13 protein-coding genes and 1 pseudogene are annotated in these 11,146 nt (G+C 63.9%); 6 read left to right on the top strand and 8 right to left on the bottom strand.

From position 1 onward, the window contains the following. Nucleotides 1-192, top strand: a pseudogene (locus tag Q1W68_RS07145) (hypothetical protein); the annotation flags it as partial. Nucleotides 193-211: 19 nt separating this feature from the next. Here the strand turns inward: Q1W68_RS07145 and Q1W68_RS07140 are convergent. Together Q1W68_RS07140 and Q1W68_RS07135 are read right to left on the bottom strand one after the other, a co-directional pair. Next, complete coding sequence (locus Q1W68_RS07140) at nucleotides 212-553, bottom strand: DUF2845 domain-containing protein (RefSeq protein ID WP_300650969.1); 342 nt, start codon at nucleotides 551-553, stop codon at nucleotides 212-214. A 130-nt stretch (nucleotides 554-683) separates the two neighbouring features. Further along, a complete protein-coding gene (locus Q1W68_RS07135; protein WP_300650972.1) occupies nucleotides 684-908 on the bottom strand; it encodes a hypothetical protein in 225 nt (74 codons plus the stop codon). A gap of 202 nt (nucleotides 909-1,110) precedes the next feature. On the opposite strand from Q1W68_RS07135, the gene Q1W68_RS07130 reads away from it, so the two are divergent. Then, entirely contained in the window at nucleotides 1,111-1,716 is a 606-nt protein-coding gene (locus Q1W68_RS07130; protein ID WP_300650975.1) for a hypothetical protein, read from the top strand. 6 nt (nucleotides 1,717-1,722) lie between these two features. Here the strand turns inward: Q1W68_RS07130 and Q1W68_RS07125 are convergent, their stop codons facing one another. From Q1W68_RS07125 to Q1W68_RS07100, 6 genes are read right to left on the bottom strand one after another with little or no spacing between them, the layout of a single operon-like run. After that, on the bottom strand, nucleotides 1,723-2,199 hold the full coding sequence (locus Q1W68_RS07125) for a BLUF domain-containing protein (protein WP_300650977.1): 477 nt from the start codon (nucleotides 2,197-2,199) through the stop codon (nucleotides 1,723-1,725). 3 nt (nucleotides 2,200-2,202) lie between these two features. Beyond that, entirely contained in the window at nucleotides 2,203-2,916 is a 714-nt protein-coding gene (locus Q1W68_RS07120) for a YebC/PmpR family DNA-binding transcriptional regulator (RefSeq protein ID WP_300650980.1), read from the bottom strand. Nucleotides 2,917-2,946: 30 nt separating this feature from the next. Next, nucleotides 2,947-4,680: a sulfate permease gene (sulP, locus tag Q1W68_RS07115; protein ID WP_300650983.1), complete on the bottom strand. Its 1,734-nt coding sequence runs from the start codon at nucleotides 4,678-4,680 to the stop codon at nucleotides 2,947-2,949. A 10-nt stretch (nucleotides 4,681-4,690) separates the two neighbouring features. Continuing rightward, a complete protein-coding gene (locus Q1W68_RS07110; RefSeq protein WP_300650985.1) occupies nucleotides 4,691-5,125 on the bottom strand; it encodes a YeeE/YedE family protein in 435 nt (144 codons plus the stop codon). A 10-nt stretch (nucleotides 5,126-5,135) separates the two neighbouring features. Then, entirely contained in the window at nucleotides 5,136-5,573 is a 438-nt protein-coding gene (locus Q1W68_RS07105; protein ID WP_300650988.1) for a YeeE/YedE family protein, read from the bottom strand. Nucleotides 5,574-5,576: 3 nt separating this feature from the next. Next, a complete protein-coding gene (locus Q1W68_RS07100) occupies nucleotides 5,577-5,897 on the bottom strand; it encodes a metalloregulator ArsR/SmtB family transcription factor (RefSeq protein ID WP_300650991.1) in 321 nt (106 codons plus the stop codon). Nucleotides 5,898-6,016: 119 nt separating this feature from the next. Here Q1W68_RS07100 and Q1W68_RS07095 point away from each other — a divergent pair, with 119 nt between their 5' ends. From Q1W68_RS07095 to Q1W68_RS07080, 4 genes are all read left to right on the top strand, one after another. Then, entirely contained in the window at nucleotides 6,017-6,901 is an 885-nt protein-coding gene (locus Q1W68_RS07095) for an MBL fold metallo-hydrolase (protein WP_300715971.1), read from the top strand. Between the two features lie 29 nt (nucleotides 6,902-6,930). After that, complete coding sequence (locus Q1W68_RS07090; protein WP_300715970.1) at nucleotides 6,931-7,389, top strand: OsmC family protein; 459 nt, start codon at nucleotides 6,931-6,933, stop codon at nucleotides 7,387-7,389. Nucleotides 7,390-7,556: 167 nt separating this feature from the next. Beyond that, on the top strand, nucleotides 7,557-8,777 hold the full coding sequence (locus Q1W68_RS07085) for a cation:proton antiporter (RefSeq protein WP_300650998.1): 1,221 nt from the start codon (nucleotides 7,557-7,559) through the stop codon (nucleotides 8,775-8,777). Between the two features lie 1,173 nt (nucleotides 8,778-9,950). Continuing rightward, nucleotides 9,951-11,132: a hypothetical protein gene (locus Q1W68_RS07080; protein ID WP_300651000.1), complete on the top strand. Its 1,182-nt coding sequence runs from the start codon at nucleotides 9,951-9,953 to the stop codon at nucleotides 11,130-11,132. The last annotated feature ends 14 nt before the right edge of the window (nucleotides 11,133-11,146 follow it).

Genomic DNA, 11,146 nt, shown 5'->3' with positions numbered 1-11,146 from the left:
GGCGACATCACCGCATCGGCCAGCGAGCAGAGTCAGGGCATCGGCGAGGTCAACATCGCCGTGGGACGCCTGGACCAGATGACCCAGCAAAACGCAGCGTTGGTGGAAGAAAGTGCGGCGGCGGCCGAGAGCCTGCGCGAACAAGCCAGGCGCCTGGCCGACATGGTGGGCAGCTTCCGCATCCAGGCCTGAACACGCGGGGCCGCCGCGTTCAACGCGGCGGGTTCTGGGGCCGAATGGATTGCACGGCGCCGGCACGCAGGCGCACCGTGGTCGATGGCCGGCCGGGGCTGCGGTCGTAGGTCCAGTCGTCGATCTGCTCGCAGGGGGCTGCGCTGCTCCCCGGCGGCGTGGGCACCAGCGATTTGTTCTGGAACACCGGCGCGCAGAAGCTGTCCTGCAGTTGGGGAGGGCCGCACTTCTGCAGCAACGATGCGCGCGTGTCGCCCTCTTGCACCGTGCCGCCGCGGCACTGCAATGCGTCGGCGTGAACCGGCCCCGACAACAGCAGCATCAACGCCACCGACAACCCCACACGAATCTGCGCAACCATGACGACCTCCAACCAGCAAGGCCGTTGAGTGTGCGCCGTGTGTGTGTCTGAATTGTGTGTGCCGACCGGGCGCTGGTGTCGAGATGCGTGGACACCGCCACAGCGCCCGACCGCTCAGCCGCTCAGCCGCTCACCAGAGCGCGGAGTCGCGCATGTCCTCGATCTTGCGGCGGCTGCGGCTGCGCCACACGCTCACCGCACCACCCGTTGCACCCAGCAGCAGCACACAGGCCACGGCCAGCTCGCCAACCCCGAGGTGGCGCCCGAACATCACCGACATCAGCCACGAGAAGGCGAGCAGGCACGCAGCGATGCCCGCAGCAATGAGCAAGATGTAGGGAAGGGAACGCAGCATGGGCAGTGAGACTCGAAGGTTCCCAGGAGTGTGGCAGCAACGGCGTGGCGAATCGCCAGCCCCGGCTGCCGGGCTTTGCATTCTCGCACCAAGGGGGGCGGATGGCGTCACTACACTCTGTCCTCCCCATCGGCCCGCCGGGCCACTCGGGAATGGCCACAACAACGCCCCGCCGGGGCAACCGATGGGTGATGGACTTTCGATGGATGCGCTGATTCTGGTGATGCTGGTGGTCTCGGGGGTGTGGCTTCTGCGCGCAGGCGAGCAACGCCGCCGCATTGCCCTGCTGGGCAGCTTTCTGGGCAAATACCAGATCGAGGCCCTGATGGAGACGCTCACGCAGGGGTACTTGCGCGCGTTGGGCGAAGAAGACCCCGAACGGCGCGAGCAGATCTTGAACATGCTGGACGCGGCCGAGCGCTCGGTGGCGCAGCAGTTCGGCAGTTTTGCGGTCGAGTTCTCCCGGCTCGACGAAGCGCAGACCCGGGTGAGCCAGCTGGGCGTGGCGCTGCCCTTTGCCGACCGCCTGTTCCCCAAGGCCACCTTCGACGTTCGCGAGGCCTTCCGCATTCATGCAAGAGGTCTGGCCGACGCTGCCGGCAACCATCTCAACCGCTCGCCGCGCGACAAGGCCTACACCATGTCGGCCGAACTGCTGCTGATGCAGCACACCTGCCACTGGTTTTGCCGGTCGCTGGCCACGGCGTCCGCCCGCACGCTGATGCGCCACCAGACGCCTCACGCGCAGCTGGTGGCCTCGGTGGCTCCCGCGACGCGTCGGGACTACGAGGCGCTGCTGCGGGGCTGACGGAACTCAGTCCTGGGAGGGCCCGCCAAGCAGGCCCTCGTCGAGCTGCTGCAGCAGCTCGCGCAACGATTCGGCGTTCTTCGGGTCCTGGGCGCTTTCCAAAGCATCCACCAGCACGTCGCGCACGGCATCCGCTGTGACCAGCTCCATGTCCCAGTCGGGAAACAAGCGCTCACGCACTTCTTCGCCCGAGGTCAGCAGCACCACGGTGTGGTGCCGGGGATCTTTCTTGAGCAGCGCCAGAAGGGCCAGCACGCTGTCGCGCGGACCTTCGAGCCACTGAAAGAAAATGCCGCTGCCGAACACCAGCAGGCCGGTGATGCTGCGCGCCGGGTTGTACCGCCGCGAGGTTTCGATGATCTGGTTCACCGCGGCCGCGTCCACGCCCTCGGTGGCACGGCTGCAGTACACGAGGTTGTAGAGGAGCGGCGAGGACTGGCCGGGCACGGGCTCGTCGGCCTGTTCGATGTGACGGGTGTTCATGGATCAGGCTCCCAGACCGGCAAACACGTTCTGCACGTCTTCGTTGGCGTCCAGCGCCGCGAGAAACGCCTCCACCTCTTCCAGGTGCTCGGCGCTCAGGCTGCCTGGGTCGATCGGGTTCTTGGGCTTGTAACCCAGCTTGGCCGACAGCACGGTGAAACCCTGCGCCGGCAACGCCCGGCTCACGAGGTCGAGGTCGGTGGGGTCGGTGAGGAACACCACCACGCCCTCGTCGTCGGCGGGATGAAAGTCCTGCGCGCCGGCTTCGATGGCGGCCAGCTCCGGGTCGGCGCCCTTCGCGGCGGCCTCTGCCTCGATGATGCCCAGGTGGTCAAAGTCCCAGGAGACCGAACCCGAGGTACCGAGCTGACCTTTGCGGAACAGCACCCGCATGTCGGACGCCGCGCGGTTCACGTTGTCGGTCAGGCACTCGACCATGACCGGCACGCGGTGCGGTGCAAAGCCTTCGTACATCACATGTTCGAAATGAACGGTTTCGCCCGTGAGACCGGCGCCTTTCTTGATCGCGCGGTCCAGTGTCTCCTTGGGCATGGAGACCTTGCGCGCCTGCTCCACGACCAGCCGCAACCGCGAGTTGGCCGCCGGATCGGCACCGTGGCGCGCGGCGATCATGATGTCCTTGGCCAGCTTGCCGAACAGCCTGCCCTTGGCGTTGGCCGCCAGATCCTTGTGTTTTGCTTTCCACTGCGCGCCCATGGCGGTGTTCCTTAGAGTTGACGGGCGAGTTTACGCGTGAGCCACCTCGGGAGCGAGTTGATCAATGGCCTGGAAGTGCGTCAGGAACACCCGACCGCCGAGGTCTTGCAGCAGGTGGGTGCGCCGCAGCCGGTCCATCACCGGCCCCTTCACTTCACTCAGGTGCAGTTGCACGCCAGCCTCGCGCAGGCGGTGGTTGATGGTTTCGAGGCTCTCCAGCGCACTGGCGTCGATGTCGTTGATGGCCGAGCATTGCAGCACCACGTGTTTGAGCGCAGGGCGGGAAGCCACGGCGTCGTTGATGCGGTCTTCGAGCGCACGCGAGTTGGCGAAGTACAGGCTCTCGTCCACCCGCAAACCGAGCACCTGCGGGCTCACCACCACCGCGTGGCGCAACACATTGCGGAAATGTTCGGTGCCCGGCACCCGCCCCACTTCGGCGATGTGCGGGCGGCTGGTGCGGTGCAGGTACAGCGCCAGCGACACCGCCACCCCCACCACCAGACCGAGCTCCACACCTTGCAGCAGCGTGACCAGCAGGGTGGCGAGCACAGCAGCAAAGTCGGCCTTGGAGTAGGCCCAGGTCTTGCGAAAGATGCTGACATCCACCAGCGAGAGCACAGCCACCACGATGGTGGCCGCCAGCGTGGCCTGCGGCAGGTAATACAACGCGGGCGTGAGAAAGAGCGAGGCCAGCGTGATGCCGATGGCCGTGAACACGCCGGCCGCAGGGGTCTGCGCTCCCGCGTCGAAATTGACCACCGAGCGCGCGAACCCACCGGTGACCGGGAAGCCGCCGGTGAAAGCCGCGCCCAGGTTGCTCGCGCCCAGCGCCACGAGTTCCTGGTCTGGCTCGATGCGCTGGCGCCGCTTGGCCGCCAGCGTCTGGCCGACCGACACCGACTCCACAAACCCCACCACGCTGATGAGCAGCGCGGGCACCAGCAGCGATTGCCACAGGCCCAGATCGAACAGCGGCAAGGTCAGCGGGGGCAGGCCCTGCGGCACCGTGCCCACGATCTTCACGCCCTGGCCCTGCCACTGCAGGGCCCAGGTGAGCAAAGCCGTGACCACGATGGCCGCCACCGGCCCGGTCTTGGCGATCACGTCGGCCGCGCGGGCTTGAAAGCCGATGCGCACCAGCAAGGGCTTGAGGCCGCTGCGCACCCAGAACAGAAACGCCACGGTGGACACACCGATGGCCAGCGTGAGCAAGTGGGTGCGGCCCAGCTGCGCGATCAGCGACTGGCCGAGTTCGAGCAGGTTGTGGCCTTCGGCCTTCACGCCCATCAGGGTCTTGAGCTGGCTGGCCGCAATCAGCAAGCCCGAGGCCGAGATGAAGCCCGAGATGACCGGGTGACTCAAAAAATTGGCGAGGAAACCGAGCCGCAACACCCCCATGAGCAGCAACAGGGCGCCCGAGAGAAAGGCCAGCGTGATCGCCACCGCCCAGTATTCGGGCGTGCCGGCCACGGCGTGCTGGCCGATGGCCGCGGCCGTCATGAGCGAGACCACCGCCACCGGGCCCACGGCGAGCACGCGGCTGGTGCCGAACACGGCGTAGAGCAGCAGCGGGGCCACGCTCGCGTACAGGCCCACCTCGGGCGGCAGGCCGGCGAGCATGGCGTAAGCCAGGCTCTGCGGGATCAGCATGACGGTGACGATGAGCGCCGCCACGCCATCGCCGAGCAGCGTGTCGCGGTTGTACTGGCGGCCCCACTGCAGCACGGGGAGCGAGGGCAGCCAGCGCCAGAGTGTGGTCATGGCGGGTGCTTCAATGCGCGGCTTGTGGGCGGTGCCAGGTGCGCTCGGCCACCTCGTACAGCACCATGCCCACGAGCATGGCCGCCACGAACACCGCGGCCTTCACCTCACCCGAGGCCATGGACACGATGCCCGGGCCGGGACAGAAACCGGCCAGACCCCAGCCCGCGCCAAAGGTCAGACCGCCGAGCACCAGGCGCTGGTCGATCTGGGTGGCCTTGGGGAGGTGCAAGGCGCCACCAAGGAAGTTGGTGGTGCGCTTGCGCGCCAATGCAAAAGCGAAGAAGCCCACGGCGATGGCGCCCCCCATGACGAAGGCCAGCGACGGGTCCCAGGTGCCGAACAGGTCCAGGAAGCCCAGCACCTTGGCCGGGTCGGTCATGCCGGAGAGCAACAGGCCCAGACCAAAGAGCAGGCCCACAAAAAATTCGGTGATGCGGTTCATGGGTGGTTCCTCAAAGAACGTGGCGAAGCACGAAGACCATGGCAAAGCCCGCGCCCATGAAGGCCAGTGTGGCCACCAGGGAACGCGGCGACAGGCGCGAGAGACCACACACGCCGTGACCGCTGGTGCAGCCCGAGCCGTAACGCGTGCCCAGCCCCACCAGCAAGCCGGCGGCCACGATGGTGGCAAAACCCGCGTCGATGGTGGGCGCCTTGACGAATCCGGCGGGTGCCAGCAGGCCGTACACCAGCGGCGCGGCCAGCATGCCCAGCAGGAAGGCGATGCGCCAACCGGCGTCGCCCACCTTGGGCGGCAGCAGCCCCCCCAGGATGCCGCTGATGCCCAGCACCCGGCCACTGACCAGGATGAAGAACGCCGAGGCCGCGCCCAGCAGGATGCCGCCGGACAGCGAAGCCCATGGCGTGAAATTGGCCCAATCGATCGTCATGACTCACTCCTTCTCGGAAACACAAAATTGGTCGTACAGCACCTGCATCACGGCCAGCGCCCGCGGGCTGGTCAGCGCGTAATGGATGTTCTTGCCTTCGCGGCGCGTGCTGACCAGGTCCTCGTCGCGCAGCACGGTGAGCTGCTGCGACAAGGTGGGTTGCACGATGCCGAGCAACGCTTCCAGCTCGCCCACGCGGCGTTCACCCTGAGAGAGCTGGCACAGGATCAACAACCGGTCCGGGTTGGACAGCACCTTCATCAGGCGGCAGGCCCGGTCCGCAGCCGACTGCATGTCTTTGAGGTCCATCACAGCGTTTTTCATCGATGTTTCCTTCTCGATCGTTGAGGCTGCGCAGCGCAACCTTGTTGAATGGTGAGAATATATTGACATACATTATGTTTGTCAATATATTGTTATCAGCTTATTTAAAGGAGGCTTTCATGACAACCCTGTCCACCACCAACACCCCGCCCCAGGTGCACGGCCTGTTCGATCCCGCCACCTGGACCGTGACCTACGTGGTTCACAACGGCCCGGGCAGCGAAGCGGCCATCATCGATTCGGTGCTCGACTACGACCCGAAATCGGGCCGCACGCAGCACGCTTCGGCCGACCAGGTGATCGCCTACGTGCGCGACAACGACTTGAAGGTGAAATGGATCCTGGAAACCCACGCGCACGCCGACCACCTCTCGGCCGCGCCGTACTTGAAAGCCCGGCTGAGTGGACAGATCGGCATCGGCGGCAACATCACCCAGGTGCAGAAGGTCTTCAAAGGGGTCTTCAACCTGGAGCCCGGCTTCAAGCAGGACGGCTCGCAGTTCGACCACCTGTTCCAGGAAGGTGAGGCCATCCCGCTGGGTGCCTTGTCGGGTGAAGTGATGTTCGTGCCCGGCCACACCCCAGCCTGCGCGGCCTACCGTTTCGGGGACGCGGTGTTCGTGGGCGACACGCTGTTCATGCCCGACGTGGGCACAGCACGCTGCGACTTCCCCGGCGGCGACGCCCGTGCACTCTACGCCTCCACCCGCAAGCTGCTGAGCCTGCCGCCCGAGACGCGGCTCTTCATGTGCCACGACTACCCGCCCGCCGACCGGCCGGTGGCCTTCGAGACGACGGTGGCCGAACAACGCGCGAAGAACATCCACGTGCACGACGGCGTGAGCGAAGACGAGTTCGTGGCCATGCGCACGAAGCGCGAAGCCACGCTGGAGATGCCCACGCTGATCCTGCCGTCGGTGCAGGTCAACATCCGCGCCGGTGAACTGCCGCCCAAGGAGGACAACGGCGTGGCCTACCTCAAGATTCCACTCAACGCGCTCTGAGCAAGCCCACACCCACCCCAGACGACACCATGACCACCACCACCGTTTCGCTGCAGCAGCAGGCCGACTACCGTTTCGAGATCCGCTTCGGCGACGACATCCCGGCATTGATTGCCGACGAGCCTGCACCGCTGGGCCAGGGCGCGGGTCCCTCGCCCGCCCAGTTGCTGTGCGCATCGGTGGGCAACTGTCTCAGCGATTCGCTGCTGTTTGCACTGCGCAAGTTCAAGCAGGCGCCCGATCCCTTGCGCTGCGACGTGCAGGCCGAGGTGGGGCGAAACACAGACAACAGGCTGCGGATCCTGGGCATCCACGCCACCATCACACTCGGGGTGGCGGCGGGCTCGCTGGAGCACCTCGACCGTGCCCTGGCGCAGTTCGAGGACTTCTGCACCGTCACCCAAAGCGTGCGCCAGGCCATTCCCGTGCGCGTCACCGTGAAGGATGCCGAGGGCGTCACGCTGCGCGACCAACCCGGGGTGGGTTAGCCGCTGCGGGCCGGTGGCAGGCCCACGCAGGGACTCTGCGGCACACAGCGCGCGGCAGCATCCCCGCGGGTTTCTTGATCAGCCAGGGCCAGCCACACCCGGGGTCGGAAACAACGGCTAGGTGAGCGACACTTGAGCGCGACCGCACACGCCACCCAGGGACCACCATGCAGATACTGACGAGCTTGCTGACACTGATCGTGCTCGCGCGCGTGCTGGGGCACCTGTTCACCCGCTGGGGCCAGCCAGCGATCGTCGGCGAGATGCTGGCGGGCATCCTGCTCGGGCCAGCGGTTCTGGGGTTTGTCGAGCCCAATCCCGCCCTCTCCGGCATCGCGTCTCTGGCGATTTTCCTGGTGGTGCTGGACGCTGGCCTGGAAATGAGCTTCAAGGACGTTCAGGCCGCGATGCGCGGGCGTGGCCTCATCATCGCCATGGTCGCCTTCTGTCTCCCTTTCTGCGCTGGCGCGGCGGTCGCGTGGGCTTTCGACCAGGACACGATGCGCATCATCTTCCTGGGCTTGTGCATCTCGATCACAGCGATGCCCGTTGCGGTGAAGATGCTCGACGAGATGGGCTTGCTCCAGACCGCGATCGGCCGTTACGCGGTCTCGACCGCTGTGATCAACGACATCCTGGCCTTGTTCATTCTGGGCGTGCTGTTGGCGCTGCCCGCCCAGACGAGCTGGGCCGCCATCCTGTCGACCGGCGGCCTGGTCACACTCAAGTTGCTGGTGTTGACACTGGCCGTGCTCGGCTTGAACGCGCTGCTCAATGTGATGGATCGCCGCGGCATTGACGTCGCAGCGGGACCGGAAAAATTGGCCGCACTGTTCGGGCCCGAAGCCGTGTTCGGCATCGTCATCGTTTTCGTGCTGGCTTTCGGATCGCTCAGCGAAAGCCTGGGCTTTCACTTCGTGATCGGTGCGTTCTTCGGGGCCTTGCTGCTGGACAAACGCCATTTCATGCCAGCACGCTACGCCGAGCTCCGTCGCACGATCAGTTCGATCACCGGAGGCTTCCTCGCCCCCGTGTTCTTCGCCTACCTCGGGTTGGAGTTCCAGATGTCCGCGTTGAGCGATGTTGCCTTCGTCGCCGCGGTGCTGGGCGCTGCCATCCTCTCCAAAGTGCTGGCCGGCTGGCTCGGTGGAAGGGCCATCGGCATGTCCCATCGGGAAGCACTGGGGCTGGGCTTCATTCTGAACGGACGTGGCGCGATGGAACTGGTGGTCGCCAGCATTGCACTGGAGCGCGGCTTCATCGGCCAAGGGATGTTTTCGGTGCTGGTGCTGATGGGCGTGGTGACCACGCTGCTCGCACCGATCTCCTTCAACGCCGCCGTCGACAGCAAGATGCGCGACCGGTACCGGGAGACCGGCCAACTGTGAACGTGAGGTGAGCTCACCATCCGGCGCCCGCCGCATCGGGCAGCTGCCGACCAACCCGTGGCACGCTCTGCAGCAAGAAACAAAAAAGCCCTCGTTTCCGAGGGCTTCGTTGCCAAGCGAATGCTTGATCTGGTTGGTTGCGCGGGCAAGATTTGAACTTGCGACCTTTGGGTTATGAGACGGGACTTTCTGCTGTGTACACGCATTGGCATTCAACGAATTCAGTAGGCCTCAATCGTTGATGGAAACACTGCAAAAGAAAAACCTAATCCAAAACAACCACTTACGGCGATACCTAAGAATCCACATCTGACAACGGTTGGATACATGGAACACCAACCCGCATCTTCTGTCATCTTGGTGCGCCAAACTTCCACCTAAGAGACCACAGTCTAGCAGAGTAACTTGTGACTGTTGGGTAGTGGCGATGGGACTAACTCTACCCGAAGCGAGCCAGCCAAAACTGCACTCGAAATGCCTTCGCCGTCCTCATTAGGTGGATCTCGAAAGGCCTACCAGTTCGTCAGCGGCAGGAAAAGCATGGGTGGACCCTCGTGTCACCCGGCGCACCGTTGAAGCTCTTCTCCATTGATCGGTCCGCTTGCCTTTGGCGAACAAGGCGAGCGTGCGACTCTGGCCGCCGTACAAGCAAGGCGAAGCAAGAGTTCACAAACGGGTCACAACCGTCGACACAGTCGAACATGCGTTGCCTTTAGGCATGCGACCAAGTCGCCACGCTTCATCCACTGGACTGCTGCCAAACGCTCAACGTTCTGGAAGCGTATGCCGCACTCATGAAGTCACACCCAAAAGCGATGACTTCATAAAAGAAGCCTCAACTAGATTCGGCCTCGCCCGAACCCTAACTTTGGGTGTAAGTGATATCACCTCGCGGTCAGTTTAAGTTCTCCTAAAGTTTTCAAAGCGCCTGTCGAAACTTTTGAGGACGGTACTGGACGGTACTTCCACCTGAGGCATCAACCCCATGAGCACATCCCATCGCTTCTCAAGATCACACGCCGAGCCAACTGCTGAGCACAACCACGCGCATTCATGGAAGCACGTCTGTCCTTTCGAGGCTCAAGCGGACGCGTCAAAAGGGACAGCAACACACGACAGATGTGTTCCGGCCACGCCCATATTTATGTGCCTCTTTCAAATGGAGGGAAGCCAATGAACACCGAGCTTCACTCAAGGCCCTCACCCTTGCGGGACATTACGAGCAGCTCGACTGCAGGACTGATCACAACCGCAAGCGCCAACACCAACGATCTTCACGAAAGACTGGTCCAGTACCTGAAGGCGCCCCACGATGCCCCTTGCACCCTCGAAGTAGTCCGGACGTTATTTGGTGGACTGCAACTTGTCATGGTGCTTCTGAAAGATCCAGACCCACGGATCCCTGCTCTGCTGAGGGACGCGGAGGGGTTTCGAGACAGCCTGATAGGTACCTTCGATTCCTCCCACGGCTCCTCACCTTCTCGGCTCGACGGCAAGAAGTCCAAGCATCCTGCCTGGGTCGCGTTTGCAAGCCTGGGGTTCAGCGACTGCACCAACGAGGCAGTTTTGGTTCTCGCCGCGTGTGCGGTTCTGCGTGCCTTGCACCTCAAGAAGCCAGTATCAGACAGTCTTGCGAAAGACCTCGTTCAATTGAACAGCTTCGATCCGCTTTCAGAGGAGCAGTTGCATCACCTGCTTTGGGAAAACGTTCCTGAGGGCGATACGTCAGTCAACTGCCTCTACACGCTTAGGCGATATTGGCGCGACGTGGTCCGCATGTACGGGGGAAACACGCCGAGGCCGCCTCAAACAGCAACCGAGCGGATTCGTTCGCAGGTGCTGTGCTCCGCACTCAACACGAAGGCTTCCCATGTCGCTGGCGCATTGGACCACCGCCTCCTGCCGCAATCCCAGTTTCAGTTGGCCGCCAATGCGATTGCCGGGGAGCTGAAGCGAGACACCCTCAAGGGGATGGTTGGACTCGCAGTTCTGCGCACGGGACTTTCTGCAGAAGTTGCGCCCTTGCTCGAGCTTGGGGCGGCTCCTCGACCGGACGGCCTCTCCTATATAGATGTTGTGCGGGGCGTGATCGAACTGGATCTGAGCATCGCCGTCAACCAAGCTGGCAAGGCACTTCCTGGGTGCATCTTGTCGGCCCATCGGATTCAGATCCGCTTGCCAGTTGAGGTTCACAACAACCTTGTGGCCAGGCTTCAGCGCTATCCACATGCCAAGAATTTGTATGAGCTGTACCCGGAGGAACGCGCGCCCGATCCCGAGGTCAGCATCTTCCCGAGCGCGGATGAACTCAAGCCTGTTGGCGCCGATGGAATATTGACCAGCTGTGCCGATTGAATTTTGACCAGGGG

Source organism: Hydrogenophaga sp., assembly GCF_030158645.1.
Classification (GTDB): Bacteria; Pseudomonadota; Gammaproteobacteria; order Burkholderiales; family Burkholderiaceae_C; genus Hydrogenophaga.
This window is presented reverse-complemented; position numbering and strand designations above follow the sequence as displayed.